We start from the raw sequence: 23,361 nt of genomic DNA, 5'->3' as shown, positions 1-23,361 counted from the left end.
GGGGAGACGGCTTGATTGATTTGAGTTGAGGTCCTGCATGGTCCGTCTGATCGCCACGACGCTAGCCGTCTTGACCTTGGCCTCGACAGCCCAAGCCCAAGGCACCGCGAAAATCCCAACGCCGGCGGACACTTACCAGGAGCTGTTCCACCAGGTTCAGACGCGGCGAATCTTCCCGGACGGCAAGACCTTCGTCGACGCGGTCCCCAGGCGCGCTCCGGCGAAGATCCTGGCCGATTATCGAGCCCATTCAAGGCTCAGCGACGCCGAGCTGAAGCGCTTTGTCACCGCCAACTTCGTGGTCCCGCAAGCGGCCGCCGCGCCCAAGCCCAGCGCCGCGCGGCCGCCGCTCAAGGATCACATCGCCGCGCTCTGGCCGCACCTGACCCGGCCGCCGGTCAAGCCCGTGGCCGGCGGTTCGGCCCTGGCCATGGACAAGCCGTTCGTCGTGCCGGGCGGGCGCTTCCGCGAGATCTACTACTGGGACAGCTACTTCACGATGCTGGGCCTGAAGGCCGACGGCCGCGACGATCTGGTCGAGAGCATGATCGACGATTTCGGCGGCCTGATAACGGCTTACGGACATATCCCCAATGGCGCGCGGACCTATTATCTCAGCCGCTCGCAGCCGCCGTTCTTCTTCGCCATGGTCGGGTTGTCCAGCGCGACCGACCCCAAGGTGCTCAAGACCCGCGTCGACCTGATGCGCCGCGAGCACGCCTTCTGGATGGACGGTGAAAAGGACCTCCAGCCCGGCCAGGCCCACCGCCGCGTGGTGGCCTTGGCCAAGGGCGTCGTCCTCAACCGCTACTGGGACGACCGCGACACGCCGCGGGACGAGTCCTATCGCGAGGATCTCGAGACCGCGCTCAAGAGCGGCCGTGCGCCGGCCGAGGTGTTTCGCGACCTGCGGGCCGGGGCCGAGAGCGGTTGGGACTATTCCTCGCGCTGGATGGCCGACGGTAAGAGCCTGGCGACGATCCAGACCACCTCGATCGTCCCGGTCGACCTCAACAGCCTGATGTTCGGCCTGGAGAAGGCGATCGCCAAGGGCTGTGGCCAGCTGGCCGACACCGCCTGCGAGCGCGACTTCGACCGTCGCGCCCAGGACCGGGGCGAGGCCATCGACTTCTATCTCTGGGACAACGCCAAGGGCGGCTATGTCGACTACCAGTGGAAGACCGGCCGGCGCCTGGACGATCTCAGCGCGGCGACCTTCTACCCGCTGTTCACGGGCGCGACGGACGAGCGGCAGGCCCACACCGTCGCCCAGAAGGCCTGGGATGTGCTGCTGGCCCCCGGCGGCCTGCGGACCACCACCGTCCGCACCGGCCAGCAGTGGGACACCCCCAACGGCTGGGCCCCGCTGCAGTGGGTGGCCGTCTCGGGCCTGCGCCGCTACGGCGAGGACGCCCTGGCCGCCGAGATTTCCAAGCGCTGGCTGGCCACGGTGGAGCGCGAGTACCAGGCCAGCGGCAAGATGCTGGAGAAGTACGACGTCGAGGAGGCCAAGGCCGGCGGGGGCGGGGAGTATCCCACCCAGGACGGCTTCGGCTGGACCAATGGCGTGACGCGGGCGCTGATGGAGCCGGCCCAGGTGAAGGGGGCAAAGTAAAAGGCTCTCCCCCATCGCTGGGGAAGAGCCTGATTTATCGCGGCGTTGCGCGGGGCCTAGAACTCGAAGCCGATCGTGCCGAACACCTGGCGCGGGGCCGAGGCGTGGAACACCAGGATGCTGCCCGCCGCGTCGTCCGGGGCGAACACGCTGCTGTCGAAGTTCGACGCGTAGCGCTTGTTCGTCAGGTTGGTGACGTTCAGCGACGCCTTGGCGCCCTTCATGAAACCGACCGGGCTGAACCTGTAGCTGACGCCCAGGTCGAAGGTGGTGACGCCGGCGAAGCTCTGGTCGTTGGTGTAGGTATAGTAGCGGCGGCCGGTGTACTTGCCCTGCAGCGAGGCCGAGAAGCCGCCTTGCTTCACGGTCAGCACGCTGGCGAGCATTTCCTTCGGCGTATCGACCTGCTGTTTGCCGGCCGTCTGCTTGATCACGCAGGTGGTCGTGCACCAGTTCAGGTCTTCGTCGTAGGTCGACTTGTTGTACGAGGCCGAATTGTACCAGTTCAGCCACGACGTCGCCTTCCACAGCACGCCGATCTCGGCGCCCTTGCTGGTGACGCCGCCGGCGTTGTGGAAGGAGTTGCCGCAGCCCGGGTTCTGCTGCTGGTTGGTCGGGCAGGGGTTGTACTGCAGCAGGCGGTTCTCGAACTTCACGTCATAGGCCGCGATCGAGACCTGGAGATTGTCGCCGACATAGCGGTAGCCGGCGTCGAAGCTCTTGGAGGTTTCCGGCTTCAGATACTTGCCCTGGGCGTCCCACACCGCTTGCGACACCGATTGCGGGCCGAGTTTGAAGCCGCCCTGGAACATGGCCATGTTCTCGGCGTAGCTGGCGAACACCTCGTGGCCCGGGGCGATGCGGTAGCGCGCGCCGATTTCCGGCAGGAAGTCATCCTTGGCGTACAGCGTGCCGCTGGCGAACTGGCTGGACGCCGTCACCGGGGCCTTGGCGATGCCGCGAAGCGCTTCGGCGGCGGACTTGGCGTGGGTGCTCTTGAAGCCGAAGTCGATGCTCAGGGCGTCGTCCAGGAGGGTCATCGTGTCCTGGACGTAGAACTGCTGGGTGGTCCAGTTGGTCTGCTGCACCCACTGGGCGGTGTCGGGCTGGCCCTTCAGGAACTTCGCCAGGCTGAACGGGCCGGTGACATTGGTCCAGATGTAGCGGGCGGCGCTGCTGGTGTTGTCTTCCAGCCAGAGGCCGGCCTGGATGTGGTTGAAGCCCAGCGTCCAACCCACGTTCGCCACCACGCCGTCGCGGTCGATGGTGTAGCGGGTGTCGCGGATCCGGACCGGCAGGTCGTCGGCGGTCGAGGTCGTGCCCTGGTTCGACAGGCCGGTGATGAAGTTGTTGCCCGCGCCCTTGTCGGTGTGGCGATAGACCTGCACGTGGCTGGTGATGTTCTCGCGGATCTTGAAGTCGCCCGACAGGTAGTAGACCTCGTCGTTGCGCAGGATCTGGCCGTTGGTGAAGGTGACATCGGCCAGCTTCTCGGGCGCGGTCGAGGGGACGCACTTGGCCGCCAGCGAGGCCACCGAGCAGGCGGCGCGGCCGACATAGGCGTCCCAGTTCGGCGCGTAGCCGGCCCAGTCCCAGCCCAGGCGCGAGCGCATGTCCTTGGAGAGATAGGTGTCGTCAGCCTGGTTGGTGCGCGACACGTCCGCGAAGGCGGTGATGACGTTATCGCCGAAGCGGTACTGGGCCTTGGCGTTCAGCTGCTTGCCGGTCGACTTGTTGTAGGCGCCCTGGTTCACGAACAGGTCCTGCTGGGCGTAGTGGCCCGAGACATAGGCCGAGAAGCCGCCGTGCTCGCCGGTGTCGAAGCGCATGAAGGTGCGGGCGGTGTCCTCGCTGCCCACGGTCCCGTTGATCGAAAAGCCCATGTCCTTCTTCGGATCGCTGGACGTGTAGATCAGCGCGCCGCCCAGGTTGCTGGTCGAGGGGATGGACAGGCCGGCGATGCCGGTCGCCAGGTCGGCCCGGCCCAGGTTTTCCGAGATCAGGGCGCGGCTGATGGTCAGGCCGTTGTAGTTGTTGTAGGCGCCGTCGCCCAGCGGCATGCCGTCCAGCGAGTAGCCCAGGTGGGTGGTGTTGAAGCCGCGCACCTGCAGCGACAGCGACTGCTCGTTGACGCCCAGGGCGTCGATCGACTGGGCGCTGACGCCCGGCAGGAAGTTCAGGGCCTTCTGAATGCTCGTGCCCGGGGGAAGGACCTCCAGGCTGGACGGCGTCAGGGTGTTGACCGAGCGGGTCTGACCGCTGCCGACGATGACGACCGCGTCGATCTCGTTGGTGTCGGCGGGGGCGCCCGCGACCGCATCGGCGGCCTTCGCGGCGGGGGCGTCGGCGGCCAGAACCTCAGCGGCTTGCGCCTGGGTGGCGAACATGAGGCAGGCGGCGATAGCCACCACGCTAGCGGATCGGAGCAGCATTTCGGATATCCCCTCGATATCGCGCGCCACGCGGATTTCCGTCTATGGCGCCGATTGGTTGAGCGCCGCGTCTATTCCACAGGTTGATGACGGTTCTGCTGCGTCTGGATGACAGCGTGCGTCACAAAACCGATGCACACCCTCCCTAAGAGCGCGCCAGGTTCACCGAACGCCTCGCATCCTTTTCAGGAGCTCTCGATGTCGCGCCATCGCCTTGTCGGAACCCTCGTGGGTCTCGCCGCCCTGGCCTTGGCGGCTGGCGCCGGCGCTCAGTCGCGCACCTATGTCACGCCGCATTGGGACAATACCCCCGGCGACGTCACCGTCCCGTTCGGCGGCAAGACCTATGTCAATCACGGCCTGGTGGCCGTGGGCTGGCTGCCCGCGGCGACGCGCGACTTCAACGGCGAGACCCTGGGCTCTTTCTCCAGCATGGCGCTGTCGAACTGGAAGAAGGCCGCCGACGGGTCCTATACCGGGACCTTGCGCACCCTGCCGGACCGGGGTCCCAACAATGTCGGACCGTTCAAGAGCACGACCGACTACGCCAACCGCGTCCACGAGCACGCGATCAAGCTGGTTCCCGGCAAGGGCCTGACCATCACGCCAACGGGCGGCTTCCTGTTGAAGGACCAGACCGGCCAGCCGTTCACCGGCATGGACCCGGGCGCCAAAGTCGTCGAGCGGGGCGGCGTGCGCTATCCGTCGCCGGCCAACGGCGAGGGGGCGGGCAAGCTCAGCCTGGACAGCGAGGCGATCGCCTATCTGCCGGACGGCAGCTTCTACGTCTCGGACGAGTACGCGGCGGGCGTCTATCTGTTCGACAAGGCCGGCACGCTGACCGGCGCGATCCAGACCGTCCCGGCGCTGCTGCCGATCAAGAAGGGCCAGTTGAACTTCGGGGCCGAGAAGGCGCCTGACCAAGGCCGCCGCAACAACCAGGGCCTGGAGGCCCTGACCATCAGCCCCGACGGCAAGCGCCTGATCGCCGTGCTGCAGAGCGCGACCATGCAGGACTCGACGTCGAACAACGCCACCCGCAACAACACCCGCGTGCTGGTCTACGACATCAGCCAGACCCGGCTGCCCAAGACGCCGATCGGCCACTACGCGCTGCAGCTGCCGACCGTGCGCGAGAACGGCGACGGCCAGAGCGCCGACGTCACCGCGGCCCAATCCGAGGCCGTGGCGCTCAGCGACACCCGCCTGCTGGTCCTGGCCCGCGACGGTAATGGACGCGGCAAGGGCGCGCCCAACGCGCCGGTCTACAAGAGCATCCTGCTGGTCGATCTCGCCGGCGCCACCAACCTGGCCGGCACGCCCTACGAGCAGGACGGCAAGCCGATCGCCAGGGACGGCGTGCTGAACCCCGACATCAAGCCGGCCGCCCAGGCCGAGCTGGTCAACATCCTCAACCCCGTCCAGCTCGCCAGGTTCGGGATCAATCTGTCGGTCGCGCCCTCGACCCGGACCAGCCTGCCCGAGAAGATCGAGGCCATGGCCATCGGCTCGGCCTTCGACAAGACTGGCGACGTCTTCCTGCTGGTCGGGTCGGACAACGACTTCGCCACGGCCAAGGGCCACGTGAACGGCCAGGACTTCGACGCCTCGCTGCATGGCGACACCGGGACCGGCGACAACGACAACCTGGTGCTGGTCTACCGCCTGTCCCTGCCGAAGTAAGCTTGACCCCCTGGGCGGGCGCGCCTACCCCGGACGGCGAAGGCATGGAGGTCGCGAGACCTCCGGGAACGCGGTGACCAATCCGCGGCTGCCCCCGCAACTGTGATCGTCCGTCGATCGTCGCGGCACGCGCCACTGGGAGTGATCCTGGGAAGGCGCCGCGACGGGAGGGCGTAAGCCAGGAGACCGGCCTTCGTCATATCAACGCGGCCGGCGGGGTGTCCGGCGAGGGCAGGGTGATGAACGAAGAACTCCCGGACGGCGAGGCCGCCCAAGAGGCGGCCCAAGAGGCCGCGAAGAACGCGCGCCACAACGCCAGGATGAAGGTGATCCAGGCGGCGCGGGCCAAGATGATGGCCGAGCGCCAGATCGAGAAGGGCCTGCTGATCGTCCATACCGGGGCGGGCAAGGGCAAGACGACGGCGGCCCTGGGCATGGTCTGCCGCGCCATCGGCCACGGCCAGAGGGTCAGCGTCATCCAGTTCATCAAGGGCGCGATGCAGACCGGCGAGAAGGTCGTGTTCGACGCCTTCCCGGACCAGGTCGAGTTCCGGCCGATGGGGGAGGGCTTCACCTGGGACACCCAGGACCGCGCCCGCGACATCGCCGTGGCGCGCGAGGCCTGGGAAGCCATCAAGAGCCGCATCGCCGATCCCGACTGGGATATGGTCGTCGCCGACGAGCTGAACATCATCCTGCGCTACGAGTACCTGCCGCTCGATGAGGTGCTGGAGGTCCTGGTCGGTCGGCCGGAGGGCAAGCACGTGGTCGTCACCGGCCGCAACGCGCCCGACGCCCTGATCGAGGCCGCCGACCTGGTCACCGAGATGGCCCAGGTCAAGCACCCGTTCCGCGCCGGCGTGAAGGCCCAGGCGGGGATCGAGTTTTGACCGTGCTGCGCGCGGCCGACGACGGTCCGGCCGTGGTGGTCTGCAACACCTGCCGCGTCTCGACCGAAGAGCGCGAGACGCCCGAAGGCGTGCGCGGCGGGGCGCTGCTGGCCGCCGCCTTACGCGAGGCGGCGGACGGCTCCGGCGTGGCGATCCAGGAGATGGCCTGCCTGTTCAACTGCGCCCAGCACTGCTCTATCCACCTGCGGGCGCCGGGCAAGATCGGCTACGTGCTTGGCCGGTTCGAACCGACGCCCGAGGCCGCGCGAGCGATCGTCGACTACGCCGTGGCCTACGCGGCCAGCGACGAGGGCGTGGTGCCGTACCGCCAGTGGCCGGAGGGCGTGAAGGGGCATTTCATCGTGCGCGTCCCGCCGGCGGGAAAGCTGGTGGGGGATTGAGCGCGTGATCCTCGTCCTTCGACAGGCTCAGGATGAGGATCATGGTCGGCTCAGTAGAAACCTCATCCTGAGCTTGTCGAAGGACGAGGTTTCGGTCCCGCTTGTCTTAACCCGTCCACCGCATCGCGTTCGGCCGGCCAGTGCTCGAACGCCATGACGATCTGCTGCGCCGTGGCGTCGGCGATCAGCGCGCCGTCCTCGCGGCGGAATTCGGCGTGCACGGTGATCAGCTGCCGGGTCCGTGCCACGACCTTCGCCTCGATCGATAGTGGACCATCGCGAGCGACCCTTAGGAAATTGAGCTGAAGGTTCACCGTCCGATACAGCCTGTCGTGCGGAACGACGGTCATGGCCGCGAACGCCAACACCTGGTCGGCCAGGGCCGCCAGATAGCCGCCAAACAGCGAGCCATCGGCGGTCGCCAGTTCCGGCGACGGCCGCCAGGACTTCTTCACCCAGCCTTCGCCCCAGTCGTCGAGCAGGCCCAGCCTCAGGGTCTCGACAATTGGCGGCGGCGTCGCCGTTCCGGCCTTCAGCGCGTCGAGACGTTCGGTCGCCCAGGTCATGTCGCCGCCTTCATATGATCCAACGGAAGGCTAGGGGAGCAGCGGCGGCTCTGTTACTCGACTTTTCAAGCGAGGGAGAGACGTGATGGGGGGCGTTGAAAACACGCGGAAAATCCCACGCCAGGGCCGTGCTCTGGCGTCGGTCGATGTCGTGTTGGAGGCGGCTGCTCAGGTTCTGGAGGCCTCGGGCGAGGCCGGATTCAACACCAACGCCGTGGCTGAGCGGGCGGGGGTCAGCATCGGCACGCTCTACCGCTATTTCCCCGACAAGCAGGCGATCCTGCTGGCCCTGGCTCTTCGCGAGACCGAGGCGCACCGGGGACGGGTGATGGCGGCGCTGGAGGACGGTCAGGGCGTAGCGCGGGACCGGGCGATGATCCGCGCTTTCGTCCAGGCCTTCTCCGGACGCAACCGGGCCCGGCGGATCGCGGCCTCCGCGCTGCTGGCCCAGGCCGATCACGCCGAGCTGGCGGCGAAGTTCGCGGCGGCGGAGGAGGGCTTGACCGACGCCCACGGCCGTCCGCTGACCCGAGTCCAGGCCTTCGTGCTGTCGCGCGCCATCCACGGCGCGATGCGCGCGGCGGTGCTGGAAGGCGTCGATTTCCTGGAGAGCCGAGAGTTCGAGGACGAGTTGGTGCGGCTAAGCCGCGCCTATCTCGCGGCCTGACGAACCGGCCGGCGCACCGTCCAGACCAGAAGCGCCGCCGACAGCAGGACGCCGCTCACCACCACGCCGAAGGTGACCAGGCCGGCGCGGGTGGCGCGGGCCTCGGCGCGGGCGTGGAAGGGGCCGGCGTGGGCCTCGGCGAGGGCCGACAGGTCATCACGCGCCAGATGGTCGGACATGTCGGTCTCCTGGAGGACCATGCCTAGGGACGCGGCTCAGGTGGTGGCGGGGCGACGGGGGCGACCGGCGCGACGGGCGGCGGGAGCGGGAGCGGGTCTGTGGGGACCGTCAGCGGGGCCACCGGCAGGCCGTCGGGGCCGATCTCGCCTTCCAGCGGCAGGCCCAGGTCGTCCAGCGGGTCCTCGACGACCACGGGGGCGACGTTGCGGCCCAGGGCCGACAGCATGAAGGCTTTCCAGATCTTGGCGGGCTCGCCGCCGCCGACCACGCCGTTCATCGAGCTGTTGTCGTCGTTGCCGACCCAGACCCCGACCACCAGGTCGTCGACGTAACCGACGAACAGGGCGTCGTGATAGTCCTGGGTGGTGCCGGTCTTGCCAAAAGCGCCGTCGATGGCCGCCTCCAGGCCCGTGCCGCGATGGGTGGCCGAGCGCAGCAGGTCGCGCATGCCGGCCAGCACCTTGGGGTCGTAGGCGGTGGTCTTGCCCTTCTGGAAGGTCTCCAGGGCGTGCGGGACGATCGGATATTCGCCGGCGGCGATCGAGGCGTAGGCGGCGGTCAGGCGCGTCAGGCTCATCGAACCGGTGCCCAGCGCCATGGTCAGGTCGTCGGGGATCTTCTCGGTGACGCCCAGCTGGCGGGCGACCTTGATCACCTTGGCCGGACCCAGGTCATGGGCCAGGCGCACGGCCGCGACGTTCGACGAGGCGGCGAAGGCGCTGATCAGCGGGATCTCGCGGTCGCGGTACTTGCCCTCGTGGTTCTTGGGCGTGTAGCCGCTGACCTGCACCGGGGTGTCGAGGATCGGACTGGTGGTGGTCATGCCCGACTGCAGGGCGGCCAGGTAGACGAACAGCTTGAACGAGGAGCCTGGCTGGCGCGCGCCGTCGGCGCGGTTGAACTGGCTGGCGCCATAGTCGCGGCCGCCGACCATGGCCACGACGCGGCCGTCCTTGCGCATGGCCACCAGGGCGCCCTGGGTGATGTTCAGGACCTTGCCGTCGCGGGCGATGAAGTCGTTGAGGATCTTCTCGGCCTTCTCCTGCAGTTCGGGATCCAGCGTCGTCTTGACGATGGTCTCGCCATAGCGGGCGCCGATCGCGGCGCGGGCCTGGGGCAGGGCCCAGTCGGCGAAGTAGGAGCCGGTCGGCAGCTTATCGGGGTTCTCGATGGCCGAGACCTCGCCGACCGCATCGGCCTGGGCCTGGGTGATGGTCTTGGTCTCGACCATGGCGCCCAGCACCACGCGCATCCGCTCGCGGGCGCCTTCGATATTGTTGGTCGGCGCCAGGCGGGAAGGGGCCTTGACCAGGCCGGCCAGCATGGCGGCCTCGCCGATCGACAGCTGCTCGGGCTGTTTGCCGAAATAGTGCCGGGCCGCGGCGCGCAGGCCAAAGGCCCCGTCGCCGAAATAGACCGACGACAGATAGCGCGACAGGATCTCGTCCTTGGAGAGGCGGGCCTCCAGATAGACCGCGATCAACGCCTCCTGCGCCTTGCGGCGCAGGTTGCGGTCGCTGCTCAGGAAGGCGTTCTTGGCCAACTGCTGGGTGATGGTCGAGCCGCCTTCCGACACACCGCCGGCCTGGGCGTTCCTGCCCAGGGCCCGCGCGATCGCCTTCGGGTCGACGCCCATGTGGCTGTAGAAGCGGCGGTCCTCGATGGCGATGAAAGCGCCGGGCACGTATTTCGGCAGCTTGGCGACGTCGATCGGGGCTTCCTTGTAGGAGCCGCGACGGGCGATCGGCGAGCCGTCCTGTGCGACCAGCACGATGGCGGAATTGTTCAGCGGCTCCAGGGCGCGGCTCAGCGGCAGCGACCAGAACAGCGAGGCGACCAGCACGACCGCCAGCACCACGGCGGCGGCCGCGCCGATCAGCCAGGCGGGACGCTTCCAGATCGGCGGCTTGGCGGTCTTGATGGGCTCGGCCGGGGAAAGGGCGGCTTCCGGGATCGCCTCGACGGCTTCCGGCAGCTCGGTCTCGGCTTCGGGAGCGGGCGCTTCCTCGGGCAGGACCTCGGGTTCGGGTTCGACGACCGGCGCGGGCGCGGGGGTTTCTTCGACGACTGCGGGTTCGACGATCTCCGGCGTCTCGGCGGCGGCTTCGGCCGGCGGCTTGGGGGCGCGCGGCTTGCGCGGACGAGGCGGCTTGGGCGCGACGGGTTCGGACGAACTCTCGGGCAGGACAGCCGCCGAGGTCATCGCGGCCTTGGCGCGCGGCTTCCGGGGCTTGCGCGGCTTCGGCGCCGGCGGGATGTCTTTGGGATCGGCGGGGTCGGACATGGACTGGCGCTCGCTTCGGGCCAGGCCCTCACTCGTCGAGCGCGCTCATTACCACACGGCCCCGGCAAGCCAAGCGCGTTGAAACCGAAGTTTCTTCGCGGTCACCCTTGAATGGCGTTCGGTCAGGCATAGATGACCTCCCGTGAGGCTGAGGCCTCTGCCCTTCCTGGGCGTTTCCTCCCCTACTTCTCAAGCCCGGCTTTCGCCGGGCTTTTTCTTTGCGGTCATGCGTTCGGTTGGATCAGGCGGTCGGCTAGATCAGTTCGTAGGCCGGCAGGGTCAGGAATTCTTCCAGGCTGTCGGACAGCACCATGCGGGTGAAGAGCTCGGCGGCCGTTTCCAGGCGCGGCGAGGCGAAGTCGCGGCGCAGGTCGGCCATCTCCTGGGTGAACAGGCTGATGAACAGCTCCGAGGTCAGCACCCGGCCATCGTCCAGCGCCGCGCCCAGGCGGATCCACTGCCACAGCTGCGTGCGGCAGATCTCGGCCGTCGCGGCGTCTTCCATCAGGTTGTAGAGCGGCACCGCCCCCCGGCCTTCCAGCCAGGCCTGGGTGTAGCGGACGCCGACGCGGATGTTCTCGCGCACGCCGGCCTCGGTGCGCACGCCCTCGTGCAGCTCCAGCATCTGGGCGGCGGTGATGTCGAGATCGGCGAGCAGCTTGTCGCGCTGATTGGCCGCCGGCATCAGGCGGTCGAAGACTTCCATGGCGACGGGCACCAGATCGGGGTGGGCGACCCAGGTGCCGTCGTGGCCGGCCCCGGCCTCGCGCTCCTTGTCGGCCTTGACCTTGGCGAAGGCCGCCTGGTTGGCGGCGTCGTCGCCCTTGACCGGGATCTGGGCCGCCATGCCGCCCATGGCGAAGGCGCCGCGGCGGTGGCAGGTCTGGATCAGCTTCAGCGAATAGGCGCCCAGGAAGGCCTTGCCCATGACCATGGCCGAGCGGTCCGGGGTCAGGAACTCGGGGCGGCGGCCCAGGCGCTTGATGAACGAGAAGATGTAGTCCCAGCGGCCGCAGTTCAGGCCGACGATGTGGTCCTTCAGCTCGAACAGGATCTCGTCCATCTCGAAGGCGGCCGGGATGGTCTCGATCAGCACCGTGGCCTTGATCGTCCCGACCGGCAGGCCCAACGCCTCCTGGGCGCGGACGAAAACGTCGTTCCAGAGGCGGGCCTCCAGATGGCTCTCCAGCTTGGGCAGGTAGAAGTAGGGGCCCGAGCCTTGCGCCAGCGTCGCCTTGGCGTTGTGGAAGGCGTAGAGGCCGAAGTCGAACAGCGCCCCGGCCACGGCCTGGCCGTCGACCTCCAGGTGGCGCTCCATCAGATGCCAGCCGCGCGGGCGGATCTTCAGCACCGCCGGGGTCGGGCCCATGGCGTAGGCCTTGCCGGACTTGGCGTCGACATGCGTCAGCTGCCCTTGCCAGCGGTCCTTCAGATTGATCTGGCCCTCGACGACATTGGCCCAGGTCGGGGCGGTGGCGTCCTCGAAATCGGCCATGAACACCTTGGCCCCGCAGTTCAGGGCGTTGATGATCATCTTGCGGTCGACCGGGCCGGTGATCTCGACGCGGCGATCCAGCAGATCGGCGGGAACGGGCGCGACGGTCCAGTCGGCCGCGCGGACATCGGCGGTCTCGGCCAGGAAGTCAGGCAGCTCGCCGGCGTCGAAGCGGGCCTGCCGCGCCTGGCGGGCGGCCAGCAACTCGCGACGGCGGGCGTCGAACCGGCGGTGCAGGTCGGCCACGAAGGCCAGGGCTTCCGGGGTGAGTACTTCCGCAGCTCGGCCTTCAACGGGACCGGTGACCTGGATGTTGGCGGCGATGTCGAGCGGCATGGGAAGCTTTCCGTGTGTCCGAAACCTTGTCCTTCGACAGGCTCAGGATGAGGTTTCTACTGCAAGCGTTTGAGCTGGGCGTTTCTTTGCCGCGCCAGCAATGGTCCTCATCCTGAGCTTGTCGAAGGACGAGGACCACGCAAGGCGTCGGACTCTCTCGGTCTTAGGCGCTCTTTTCGGCGCCCTTGTCACGGACGGTGGGGACGATCTGGTCGCCCCAGTTGCCCGAGCCGTCGTGGTGGCGCGAGGCGCGCACCAGCTCCACCGAGTAGCCGGCCTCGATGGCGCGGCGCACGGCCTCGTTGAGGCGGTGGGAGGCCTCGGCCACGCGGTCGACGGCGCGCTCCTTGGCGTCCGAGTTCGGCATGGCGGCGGGGGCGAAACGCTTGGCGGTCATGGCTTTGGCTCCTCGATCGGTGGGAAGGGGCTGGCGGTGGGAAGGGGTTCGCGGCTATTCGGCCGCGAACTGGTTCATGGTGTTGGCGTGGCCGCCGGCCTTCAGGGCGCGCTCGCCGGCGACCATCTCCTTGAAGGTGTCGCCCAGGTCCGAGCCGACCTCGTGCTGGTGCTTCACGGCCGAGACGCCGCGGCGGATTTCCTCGCGCTGCACCGTGTTGACATAGGCCTGCATCCGCTCCTCGCCGAAGTAGCCGCGCGACAGCTCGTCGACGCTCTTGGCGGTGAGGTGGAAGGTCGGCAGGGTGATCAGGTTGTGGAACACCCCGGCGCGGGCGGCGATGTCGACCTGGAAGCGGGCCAGGCGTTCGTCGGCCTCGCGACCCAGGTCGGTCTTGTCATACTCGGCCGACATCAGGACGTTGCCGTCCGGATAGCTGTCCTTGTGGATCTTGCCCTCGGCGATCCACTGGTCGCGCACCTGCTTGCGCAGATTGAGCGTCCAGTTGAACGACGGCGAGTTGTTGTAGGTCAGCTTGGCGTTCGGCACGACCTTGCGGACCTCGGCCACCATCGAGGCGATCTCGTCGACATTGGGGGTGTCGGTCTCGATCCACAGCAGGTCGGCGCCGCCCTGGGTCAGGTTGGCGATGCAGTCCTCGATGACGCGCTGGCGGCCGGTGCCGTCCTGGAAGGCGAACAGGCCGTTGGGCATGCGCACCGGCTTGACGAAGGCGCCGTCCTTCATGATCGCCAGCTCGCCGTCCTTCAGCGGGTTCTCCGGGGTGACGGGTTCGGTCTTCAGCCACTTGATGTAGTCGCTGGCCAGATCGCCCGGCTCCTGGCTGACCGGGATCTTCTGGGTCAGGCCCGCGCCCAGGCTGTCGGTGCGGGCGACGATGACGCCCTCGTCGACGCCCAGTTCCTCGAAGGCCAGGCGGCAGGCGCGCAGCTTCTCGATGAAGTCCTCGCGCGGCACGGTGACCTTGCCGTCCTGGTGGCCGCACTGCTTGGCGTCGCTGACCTGGTTCTCGATCTGCAGGCAGCAGGCGCCGGCCTTGATCATCTCCTTGGCCAGCAGGTAGGTCGCGTGCTCGTTGCCGAAGCCGGCGTCGATGTCGGCGATGATCGGCACCACGTGGGTCTCGAAGTTGTCGATCGCCTTGATCGCGGCCTGCTCGGCGACCTGGTCGCCGGCCTTGCGGGCGGCGCTGAGGGCCTTGAAGAGGTCGTTGATGGCGACTTCATCGGCCTGGCGCAGCGAGACATAGATCTCCTGGATCAGGTCGACGACCGAGGTCTTCTCGTGCATCGACTGGTCGGGCAGGTGGCCGAAGCGATTGCGCAGGCCCGCGACCATCCAGCCCGAGAGATAGACATAGGCGCCCTTGGTCGTGCCGCGCAGGCGCTTGACCGACTTGATCATCTGCTGGGCGTGGAAGCCCGACCAGCAACCCAGCGACTGGGTGAACTTGCTGCTGTCACGATCATACTCGGCCATGTCGGCGCGCATGACCGGGGCCATGGCGCGGGCGATGTCCAGGTGGGTCGGGAAGGTGTTCTGCAGCTTCAGCTGGATGACGTCGTCGATGCCAACGCCGCCCGGCAGGACGCCGTCAGGATAGCGCGCCAGCAGGGCGTCGCGGTGTTCGGCATAGGTCTTGCGCTGCGTCATGGTCGTTCGATCCCACTACGGGGCCCGGGGCGTTACGCCTTTGCGGGCCAAGGAAAACTCGTCCTGGTGAGCTAACGCCGCGCCGTGGGGTCGGTCGAACCTATTGAAGGCAATTTGTCACAGAATGACTTTGTAAGATCTGTAAAGTCGTGACAGATTGACCGAATGGCGACGCTCCCAAACATGACCGGCGACAAAAAGCCCCTCGACAAGAAACAGGGCGACAAGAAGCTGTTCCTCGGCGGACGGCTCAAACGGCTGCGGCGCGACCTGGGCGTGACCCAGGCGCGGATGGCCGAGGAGCTGGGCGTCTCGGCCAGCTACCTGAACCTGCTGGAGCGCAACCAGCGGCCGGTGACCGCGCAGATCCTGCTGCGGCTGGCCGACGCCTATGACCTGGACCTGCGCAGCCTGTCGGCCGACGATCCGGGCGGCGGGGCCGGGCTGGAAGAGGTGCTGGCCGACAAGATGTTCGCGGATCTAGGGATCTCGCGCCACGAGGCGGCCGAGGTCGCCGAGTTGTCGCCGGGCCTGGCCGAGGCCATGACGCGGCTCTATCGCGCCTATCTGGATCGCGGCCGGATGATCGACCTGGGCGCCTTCGAGCGCCCGGACGGGACGGGGCCAGCCTCGGAGCAATCGTCGCCGACCGACTGGGTCCGCGACCTGGTGGGCGCCCAGCGCAACCATTTCGCCGAACTGGAGACTCTGGCCGAGAAGATCGTCGCCCAGCTGAAGGCCGATCCGCAGGACCTGAGTCCCGCCGTGCGCGAGCGCCTGCTGAGCCGGTTCGGCATCCAGACCCGGATCATGCCGGTCGAGGTGATGACCGGCTCGCTGCGCCGCTACGACCATCACCGCAAGCGCCTGATGCTGTCGGAGACCCTGGCCCACGCCAGCCGCACTTTCGGCATGTGCTACCAGCTGGGGCTGATGGAGGGCGGGGAGGTGCTGTCGGACCTGACCGACCGCTTCAAGGCTCCCGACAGGGCCACGCGCCAGCTGCTCAAGGTGTTTCTGGACAGCTATCTCGCCGCCGCGATCATGATGCCCTACGAGCCGTTCCTGGCCGCCATGGAGTCCAGCGGCTACGACATCGAGCGGGTGCGGCCGCGCTTCGGCATCAGCTACGAGCAGGCCGCCCAGCGGCTGACCACCCTGGGCCGGAGCGGTTCGCGCGGCGTGCCGTTCTTCATGATGCGGCTGGACGCGGCGGGGAACATCTCCAAGCGGTTCGCGGCCGGGCCCTTTCCGTTCTCGCGCTTCGGCGGGGCCTGTCCACGCTGGAACGTCCACGACAGCTTCAAGACCCCGGGGCGCATCGTCACCCAGGTGATCGAGACCCCGGACGGCGAGCGCTACTTCACCCTGTCGCGCACGGTGCGGCGGACCTCGGGCCTGCAGGCGGGACTGGAGGACGAACTGGTCGTCGGCCTGGGCTGCGAGTTGAAATACGCGTCCAAGTTGGTCCATGCGCGGGGCCTGGACATGGCCGCGCCGATCACTGTCGAGATCGGACCCTCGTGTCGGATCTGCGAGCGCCCGGCCTGTCCGCAGCGGGCGGCGGCGCCGATCAATCGCACCCTGCTGGTCGAGGAGACCAGCAAGTCGCTATCGCCATTCCCTTTCGCTCGATAGAGGTTCTGAACCGAAGCCATCCTGGCGGATTGTTAGGCGGCGCGGCCGGCTCTCGGTCGCCCAAGTTCCAGGATCGCCATGCGTTTCGACGTCGAAGCCTCGCTGACCTATGACTTCGCGGCCCCGTGCGAGGTGCTGCTGCTGGTCGAGGCCGCCCATGGGCCGGACCAGGTGGTGGGGCTGGAAGCCCTGACCTTCTGGCCCAATGTCGAGGCCGTGCGGGTCGACGATCCGGTGACCTTCGAGCGGCGTACGGTGTTCACCGCCACGGGAACGGTCAACGCGCTCTACCGCGCCCGGGTCGAGGTCATGCGGCGCGACCATGACCTGGCCGACGCGCCGGCCATGGCCATCCGCGACCTGCCCAGCGAGGTGCTGCCGTTCCTGCGCGCCAGCCGCTACAGCCCGTCCGATCGCCTCGAGCTGTTCGTCGAGCGCGAGTTCGGAGAGCTCAAGGGCGGGGCCAAGGTCCAGGCGATGCTGGACTGGATCGCCGAGCACATCGAATATCTGGGCGGAGTCAGCAACTCGGGCACCACGGCGATCGACACCCTGGTCGACCGGGCCGGCGTCTGCCGCGACTTCACGCACCTGATCATCGGCATGTGCCGCGCCGCCGACATCCCGGCCAGAGCGGTCAGCGCCTATGCCTGGAAGCTGGAGCCGCCGGACCTGCACGCCATCGCCGAGGTCTATCTGGGCGGCCGCTGGCGCCTGGTGGACGCCACGGGCAAGGCGCCGATCGACGGCCTGGTGCGGGTCGCCACGGGGCGGGACGCGGCCGACATCGCCTTCATGACCATCTTCGGCCGCGCCACCCTGATCGAGCAGAGCTTCTCGATCCGAGAGGCTCCCTGACGCCGGCTCTGACGCCGAACTGTCATCAAGCTGTCGCCAAGACGCCCTAGGTCCGCCCGCCAACGCTGGGTTGGGGTCATCACCATGTCCGTTCGTCATCGCCTGGCCCTGGCCGCTTCGATCCTGGCCTTGTGCGTCGGCGGTCCGGCGCTCGCCGAGGGGGGCCTGGCCAACCTGCCGCTGACCCAGAACGGCGGGACCTGGAAGGCCGGCCACGTGCAGGGCGTCGCCGTCGATGTGCGGGGCGGCTTCATCTACTACTCGTTCACGACCCTGCTGGCGAAGTACGACTTCAGCGGCAAGCTGATCGGCACGCTGGTCGGCTGGACCGGACACCTGGGCGATCTCGACTTCAATCCGGCCGACGGCAAGGTCTACGGCTCGCTGGAGTACAAGGAAGACAAGGCCTTCTACATCGCCGTGATCGACGTGGCCCGGCTGGACCGCGTCGGCGTCGAGGCGTCCGGCAGCGCGCTTTTCCGCACCGTCTACCTGCCCGAGGTGGTCAGGGACTACAGCGCCGACCTGAACGGCGACGGGGTGTTCGAGGGCGACGACGGCAAGTTCAAGGGCGACGTCGTGGCCTCGCCCGATCACCGCTACGACGCCTCGGGCATCGACGGCGTCTCGTTCGGTCCGGCGTTCGGCCAGACGGATGGCAGGCGCTACCTGACGGTGGCCTACGGGGTCTATGGCAATACCACCCGGACCGACAACGACCAGCAGGTGCTGCTGCAGTACGACGTCGGCGACTGGGGGCGCTACGCCAGCCCGCTGACCGAAGCCGCGCCGCACCACAACGGGCCGGCGGCGGTGGACGCCAAGGTCTTCGTCCGCACCGGCAACACCCGCTACGGCGTCCAGAACCTGGCCTATGACCCGGCCTCCAAGCGCTGGTTCATGGGTGTCTATCCGGGCCAGAAGCCGGCGTGGCCGAACTACGGTCTGTACGCCTTCGACGGCGCCGCGCAGCCGAAGACCGGCGACCTGATCGGCGTGAAGGCGGGGCCGGGCTGGGAGCAGGGGAGGCTCTTGCCGCTCGCCGACGACGGCCTGAAGGACCCCGCCACTGGCGTGCGCGGCTGGAGCCAGAAGGCCGATGTCGGGCTGCAGCCGGTCGGCGCCGGCCTGTTCTATCTGGCGGTCAACGCCAAGACGCCCGACGGCCAGACCGCCGACCTGACGCTCAATCGCTGGACCGGCGACGCCCACAAGCCGTTCGTCCCCGTCACCGCCGGCGAGTTGCGAAAGCTGGCGGACAACCCTGCCGCGCGGTGAGGTCTGACTGTCACAATAGGGCTCTAGGCGGAAGGCTCCGTGGTGAGACGAATCCAGTCAGCGGGTGGACGATGAGCGGCGCCGACAGGGAAAGAACACGGTGGTTCCTGCGCAACATCCTGCCGCACGAATCCGCGCTGCGGGGATGGCTGTCGCGCGGCGCGCCGGTCGGCGTCGATCCCGACGACGTCATCCAGGAGGCCTACGCCATCCTGGCCGAGCAGGAGAGCGTCGAGGGCATCCGCCATCCGCGCGCCTATCTCTTCCAGGTGGCCCGCTCGATCGTGGTCCGCCACGTGCGCCGGGCGCGCATCGTCTCGATCCAGACGGTCGAGGACCTGGAGCGCCTGGAGCATCCCGACGAGGCGGCCTCGCCGGAACGTCTGGCCATAGATCGCGACGAACTTCGGCGGCTGGCCTTGGCGATCGCGGCGATGCCGGCCAAGACCCGCGAGGCCTTCGTGCTCAGACGGGTCAAGGGCTTGCCACAGCGCGAGATCGCCGCGCGGATGCGAATTTCAGAAAATACGGTCGAGACTCACATATCCCGAGGCGTTCTATTCCTGATTGATTGGTTTGGTCGTAGCGGAAACAGACGACCCCAAACCTCTAGGACCGTGAAAGCGGAGATTGCCCCGGTAGATGGACCAGCGAGAATCCAGTCGAGACATTGATCAGGCGGCGTCCGACTGGACGGCGCGGCTGGACCGTGGGCCCTTGTCCGCGAGGGAAGAAGACGCTTTCCAGGCCTGGCTGAAGGGGGATCCGCGCCGCAAGGGCGCGATGCTGCGGGCCCAGGCGATGGCGATGATGAGCGAGTCCGCCCAGGCGCTGGGCGACGACTTCGACCCGGCCGACTTCGCCGCGCCGAAGGTCTCGCCCCTGTCCCGCCGCCAGGCCCTGACCTGGGGCGGCGGCGCGGCCGTCGCGGCGTCCCTGGGCGCCTTGGCCATCGGCCTGCCCGCCGCGGCCGGCACGGTGATCAGCACCGAGCGCGGCGAGATCCGCCTGGCGCCGCTGAAGGACGGCTCCACGGTCCTGCTGAACACCGAGACCAAGATCCGCATCCGTTACGACAAGGGCCGGCGGATCGTCGCCCTGCTGAAGGGCGAGGCCTATTTCTCGGTCGCGCGCGATGACCGGAGACCGTTCATCGTCGAGGTCGACGGCCGACGGCTGAGCACGGCCCAGGCCAATTTCCGCGTCCGCAAGCTGGACCAGGCGCCGGTCGACGTATTGGTCAATCAGGGCCTGGTGGAGGTCGCGCCGGCGTTGGTGTCGGCCCACGCGGTCCGGCTGGCCAGCAACACCCGCCTGCTGCTCTCCGACGGTCCCGCCGCCGAGCGCCCGCGGGCGATCACCCCGGAGACGGTGAGCCGCGAGCTGGCCTGGCGCGAGGGCAAGCTGGCCTTCGAGGGCGAGACCCTGAAGCAGGCGGCCGAGGTTTTCGCCCGCTACAGCGACACCCGCATCCAGATCGGCGACCCCGTCCTGGCGCGCGAACCGGTCACCGGCCTGTTCGCCGCCAATGATCCCGTGGGCTTTAGCCGCGCCATCGCGCGGGTGTTCGACGCGAGGCTCGACCAGCAGGGCGACACGGTGGTGCTGAGCCGCCGATCGGTCGCCGAATAAGAAGTTTTTATTACCGTTAGCGGAAGGCCTCGGCCGGTTCCTCTCAATCGCGAAGGTCGCGACCAACGCGATGACCTTGGGGTGCTTGCCTATGATTTCCCGTTACTCCGTCCTCGCCTGTGGGACGTCGATCGTGGCGCTCGCGATCGCCGCGCCGTCCTTCGCGCAGGAGCGCGTCTTCGACATCCCGGCCCAGACGGCCGTCCGCGCCATCCCCGAACTGGCCCGCCAGGGGCAGGTGCAGATCGTGGCTCCGGCGCGCGACCTCGGCGGAATCCAGACCCCGGCCGTGAAGGGCACGATGGACGTGCGCACGGCGTTGCGTCGCCTGATCGCCGGCACGCCGCTGCGGATCGACACCGATGACGGCCAGATCATCACCCTGAAGGCCGCGTCCGCCTCGGGCGCTTCGCGCCCCCAGGCCGGCGTGGGCTCGGGCATGGTGCGCGGTCGGGTCTTCAACACCGCGACCCATGAGTACGTCCGCAACGCCGAGATCCGCGTCGAGGGCACGCCGATCGTCGCCCTGTCCGAGAACGGCGGCGACTTTCGACTAACCGGCGTGCCGACCGGCGACGTCACCGTCGTGGTCAAGTACACCGGCCTGCAGGAGTCCAGGCAGATCGTCACGGTCACCCCGGACCAGACCGCCACCGTCGAGTTCTCGCTGCAGCCGCCGGACGCGGCCCTGGCCAGCGAAGGCGTCGAGGCGGTGACCATCACCGCCAAGCGCGAAGGCCAGGCCGCGGCCATCATGGAGCGCCGCGCCTCGACCAACGCCAAGACCGTCGTGGCCGCCGACAACTTCGGCGCCCTGACCATGGGCGACGTCGGCGAGTTCATGAAGAACATGCCGGGCCTGTCGCTGGACTACACCGAGGTCGACGCCACCGCCGTCCGCATCGGGGGGCTCGATCCCAAGTACTCGACCTTCACCACCGATGGCGCGCGCATGGCCACGGCCACGTCGAACAACAACGCCGGCCGCCAGAACTCCTTCGAGCAGATGTCGATCACCGGCATCGACTCGATCGAGCTGAACAACACCCTGCAGGCCAATATGGACGCCGACAGCCCCGGCGGGTCCATCAACCTGCGCAGCAAGTACGCCTTCCAGCGCAACGGCCGCCTGCTGCGCTTCCAGGTCGGCGGCGTCGGCACGTCCGACTCCACGCTGTCGCGCCAGTATCTGCCGGACGACAAGAAGCACTCGACGATCTTCCCGTCCGCCCAGGTCGGCTATGCCGACGTGTTCCTGGACGGCCGCCTCGGCATCGCCTTCAACGCCAGCTACAACGCCAACTTCGTCCAGCAGGACCGCATCCAGACCGACTGGTCGTATCTGGCCAATGGCCGGGTCATCCCGTACCAGCTGATGTACCGCCCGGGTCCGAAGCTGACCCACCGCAAGGCGGCCAATCTCAGCGTCGACTACAAGATCACCGACCAGCTGGCGCTGTCCCTGCGCAGCACCTACTCGTTCTATGACGTCGAGTACTTCAACCAGTACACCTACCTGATCTTCGGCACGACGACGGCCACCCAGGCCACGGCGGACTCGACCGGCACGCATATCGTCGTCAATCCGAACGGGACCAGCACGCGGCTGCACACTCAATATTCGCACCGCTACGCCGGCACGCCGGCCTGGGTGTTCGCGCCGAAGCTGGAATATCGCGGCGACACGTTCGAGGCCGTGCTGCGGGCCAACTATTCCAGCTCGGAATTCAATTTCGAGGACAACGACCGGGGCTTCTTCCAGCGCACGGACAGCTATCTGACCCGCATCGGCTTCACGCTGGATCGCGCGTCGGAGGACTCCAACGCCTGGACGCTGAAGCAGACGGCCGGCCGTCCGTGGGGCGACCCGGCCAGTTTCAACCGCGACGACGACATCGGCAACAACATCCGCACGTCGCAGTCGAACGCCAACAACCAGATGTACGGCGCCAATCTGGATCTGAAGAAGAAGCTGGCCTTCGGTCAGGTCCAGCTGAAGGTCCTGGCCGGCGCGGGCTATCGCACCAACGCCTGGAAGACGATCGAGGGCTCGTTCAAGCAGTTCCAGTACGTCGGCCCGACCGGCGACCTGAGCCAGAAGGCGCCGGAAGCCATGATCCCGGCCACCCAGAACTACGCCTTCAAGATCCACGGCTTCGACGCCGGCAACCTCAATGACCAGCACTGGCGCGCCGACAGCAATTACGGCGTCTATGACATCTACGCCCAGCACCCCGACTACTTCGTCCCCGACACCGTGGGCAACCTGAAGCGTCAGCTGGATAACAACAAGAAGATCGGCGAGGAAGTCAGCGCGGCCTATGCCGAGGTGCAGCCGCGCGTCGGCAAGGCCCAGTTCGACCTTGGCCTGCGCTACGAGAAGACCAAGACCGAGGCGCGCGTCGCCGACATCCGCTCGGCCAAGGAGGTGACGGCCGCGGGCCTGTCGACCAGCACCGTCGCCGGCCTGCTGTATCAGTATCGCAACGGGACCTACACGACCCGCGAAGGCGAATATGACGACTGGTTCTGGAGCGGCGGCGTCAAGTACGACCTGACCAAGAAGCTGGTCGGCCAACTGGCCTTCAGCCAGTCGATCCTGCGTCCCGACTACGGCAACCTGGGCGGCGTGGTGGCCGTGGACGACAACAACCTGATCGTCACCGTGCCCAACCCGCTGCTGAAGCCGGAGCATTCGACCAAATACTTCGCCAGCCTGCAGTACTATCTCGAACCGTCGGGCATCATCGCCATCTCGGCCTATCAGCTGGACGTGCAGGACATGCAGGTGACGGGCGTCACCGTCGATCCCGCGGACGTCGGCTACAATCCCGCCGACTACGCCGGCTACACCTTCCGCAGCGCCCAGAACCTGCCGGGCACCAGCACCAACAAGGGCGTCACGCTGGAATACGACCAGCAGCTGACCTTCCTGCCGGGCGCGCTGCGCGGTCTGGGCCTGCGGGCCTCGGTGACCAAGGTCGATCCGGACGGCGAGCGCGTGAACCTGCCCAAGACCTCGGCCAACTGGGGGCTGCGCTACAGCTACGGCAAGTTCGACGTGCAGCTGACCGGCAACTACCAGTCATCGGCCCGCACCAGCGCGCTGAGCAACACGCCGACCACCGCCAACAACGGCATCCTCCACCGCGCCTCGCGCGAGCTGTGGAACGTCAGCGCCAGCTACAAGATCAATCGTCAGTTCGAAGTGATGCTGGCCGGCCGCAACATCTTCAACAAGCCGGACATCGTCTACTCCAACGATCGCAGCCGGGTGCAGCAGTACAGCATCTACGGCTCGATGTGGAACGTCGGGATCAAGGGCACCTTCTAGG

Annotated in this window: 18 protein-coding genes, 1 pseudogene and 1 riboswitch; of the genes and pseudogenes, 12 read left to right on the top strand and 7 right to left on the bottom strand. The window is 67.8% G+C overall.

From position 1 onward, the window contains the following. Positions 1 to 37: 37 nt before the first annotated feature. A complete protein-coding gene (gene treF, locus AC1RJ9_RS15525; RefSeq protein WP_492839469.1) occupies positions 38 to 1,615 on the top strand; it encodes an alpha,alpha-trehalase TreF in 1,578 nt (525 codons plus the stop codon). A gap of 56 nt (positions 1,616 to 1,671) precedes the next feature. Here the strand turns inward: treF and AC1RJ9_RS15520 are convergent, their stop codons facing one another. Next, a complete protein-coding gene (locus AC1RJ9_RS15520) occupies positions 1,672 to 4,047 on the bottom strand; it encodes a TonB-dependent receptor (protein ID WP_492839470.1) in 2,376 nt (791 codons plus the stop codon). 198 nt (positions 4,048 to 4,245) lie between these two features. Between AC1RJ9_RS15520 and AC1RJ9_RS15515 the strand changes: the two genes are divergently transcribed. The 4 genes and pseudogenes from AC1RJ9_RS15515 to AC1RJ9_RS15500 all read left to right on the top strand — a co-directional run. Continuing rightward, a complete protein-coding gene (locus tag AC1RJ9_RS15515) occupies positions 4,246 to 5,730 on the top strand; it encodes an esterase-like activity of phytase family protein (protein ID WP_492839471.1) in 1,485 nt (494 codons plus the stop codon). A 23-nt stretch (positions 5,731 to 5,753) separates the two neighbouring features. Then, positions 5,754 to 5,939: riboswitch (cobalamin riboswitch) on the top strand. Between the two features lie 30 nt (positions 5,940 to 5,969). Further along, entirely contained in the window at positions 5,970 to 6,620 is a 651-nt protein-coding gene (cobO, locus tag AC1RJ9_RS15510) for a cob(I)yrinic acid a,c-diamide adenosyltransferase (protein WP_492839473.1), read from the top strand. A 2-nt stretch (positions 6,621 to 6,622) separates the two neighbouring features. Further along, positions 6,623 to 7,021, top strand: coding sequence for a DUF1636 domain-containing protein (locus tag AC1RJ9_RS15505; RefSeq protein ID WP_492839562.1), 399 nt, complete (start codon positions 6,623 to 6,625; stop codon positions 7,019 to 7,021). Next, positions 7,017 to 7,111, top strand: a pseudogene (locus AC1RJ9_RS15500) (hypothetical protein); the annotation flags it as partial. The gene AC1RJ9_RS15505 and the pseudogene AC1RJ9_RS15500, both read left to right, overlap by 5 nt. Here AC1RJ9_RS15500 and AC1RJ9_RS15495 read toward each other — a convergent pair. After that, on the bottom strand, positions 7,084 to 7,587 hold the full coding sequence (locus tag AC1RJ9_RS15495; RefSeq protein ID WP_492839474.1) for a PaaI family thioesterase: 504 nt from the start codon (positions 7,585 to 7,587) through the stop codon (positions 7,084 to 7,086). The pseudogene AC1RJ9_RS15500 and the gene AC1RJ9_RS15495 sit on opposite strands and share 28 nt — an antisense overlap. Before the next feature lie 85 nt (positions 7,588 to 7,672). Here AC1RJ9_RS15495 and AC1RJ9_RS15490 point away from each other — a divergent pair, with 85 nt between their 5' ends. Then, positions 7,673 to 8,254: a TetR/AcrR family transcriptional regulator gene (locus AC1RJ9_RS15490; RefSeq protein WP_492839475.1), complete on the top strand. Its 582-nt coding sequence runs from the start codon at positions 7,673 to 7,675 to the stop codon at positions 8,252 to 8,254. Here AC1RJ9_RS15490 and AC1RJ9_RS15485 read toward each other — a convergent pair. From AC1RJ9_RS15485 to AC1RJ9_RS15465, 5 genes are all read right to left on the bottom strand, one after another. Beyond that, positions 8,239 to 8,433, bottom strand: coding sequence for a hypothetical protein (locus tag AC1RJ9_RS15485; protein ID WP_492839476.1), 195 nt, complete (start codon positions 8,431 to 8,433; stop codon positions 8,239 to 8,241). The genes AC1RJ9_RS15490 and AC1RJ9_RS15485 overlap by 16 nt on opposite strands. Before the next feature lie 23 nt (positions 8,434 to 8,456). Continuing rightward, on the bottom strand, positions 8,457 to 10,718 hold the full coding sequence (locus AC1RJ9_RS15480) for a transglycosylase domain-containing protein (RefSeq protein ID WP_492839477.1): 2,262 nt from the start codon (positions 10,716 to 10,718) through the stop codon (positions 8,457 to 8,459). Positions 10,719 to 10,971: 253 nt separating this feature from the next. Next, complete coding sequence (gene aceB / locus AC1RJ9_RS15475) at positions 10,972 to 12,549, bottom strand: malate synthase A (protein ID WP_492839479.1); 1,578 nt, start codon at positions 12,547 to 12,549, stop codon at positions 10,972 to 10,974. A 163-nt stretch (positions 12,550 to 12,712) separates the two neighbouring features. After that, a complete protein-coding gene (locus tag AC1RJ9_RS15470; protein ID WP_492839480.1) occupies positions 12,713 to 12,946 on the bottom strand; it encodes a hypothetical protein in 234 nt (77 codons plus the stop codon). A 54-nt stretch (positions 12,947 to 13,000) separates the two neighbouring features. Beyond that, complete coding sequence (locus AC1RJ9_RS15465) at positions 13,001 to 14,620, bottom strand: isocitrate lyase (RefSeq protein WP_492839481.1); 1,620 nt, start codon at positions 14,618 to 14,620, stop codon at positions 13,001 to 13,003. Positions 14,621 to 14,803: 183 nt separating this feature from the next. On the opposite strand from AC1RJ9_RS15465, the gene AC1RJ9_RS15460 reads away from it, so the two are divergent. From AC1RJ9_RS15460 to AC1RJ9_RS15435, 6 genes are all read left to right on the top strand, one after another. After that, positions 14,804 to 16,258: a helix-turn-helix domain-containing protein gene (locus tag AC1RJ9_RS15460; RefSeq protein WP_492839482.1), complete on the top strand. Its 1,455-nt coding sequence runs from the start codon at positions 14,804 to 14,806 to the stop codon at positions 16,256 to 16,258. Between the two features lie 78 nt (positions 16,259 to 16,336). After that, positions 16,337 to 17,116 (top strand): transglutaminase-like domain-containing protein, encoded by a 780-nt coding sequence (locus AC1RJ9_RS15455; protein WP_492839484.1) that lies wholly within the window; start codon positions 16,337 to 16,339, stop codon positions 17,114 to 17,116. Positions 17,117 to 17,200: 84 nt separating this feature from the next. After that, positions 17,201 to 18,394 carry a hypothetical protein gene (locus tag AC1RJ9_RS15450; RefSeq protein ID WP_492839485.1) on the top strand — a complete coding sequence of 398 codons (1,194 nt, stop codon included), beginning with the start codon at positions 17,201 to 17,203 and terminating at the stop codon, positions 18,392 to 18,394. A 71-nt stretch (positions 18,395 to 18,465) separates the two neighbouring features. Then, positions 18,466 to 19,068, top strand: a complete 603-nt coding sequence (locus AC1RJ9_RS15445) for an RNA polymerase sigma factor (RefSeq protein WP_492839486.1) — start codon at positions 18,466 to 18,468, stop codon at positions 19,066 to 19,068. Continuing rightward, positions 19,037 to 20,026 carry a FecR family protein gene (locus AC1RJ9_RS15440; protein ID WP_492839487.1) on the top strand — a complete coding sequence of 330 codons (990 nt, stop codon included), beginning with the start codon at positions 19,037 to 19,039 and terminating at the stop codon, positions 20,024 to 20,026. The genes AC1RJ9_RS15445 and AC1RJ9_RS15440 overlap by 32 nt, the downstream gene beginning before the upstream one ends. 133 nt (positions 20,027 to 20,159) lie before the next feature. Further along, on the top strand, positions 20,160 to 23,360 hold the full coding sequence (locus tag AC1RJ9_RS15435; RefSeq protein ID WP_492839488.1) for a TonB-dependent receptor domain-containing protein: 3,201 nt from the start codon (positions 20,160 to 20,162) through the stop codon (positions 23,358 to 23,360). The last annotated feature ends 1 nt before the right edge of the window (position 23,361 follow it).

Source organism: Caulobacter sp. GW822-FHT07D08 (genome assembly GCF_058798735.1).
Note: the sequence above shows the minus strand (reverse complement) of the source record. Positions and strands in the feature narration are given on the sequence as shown.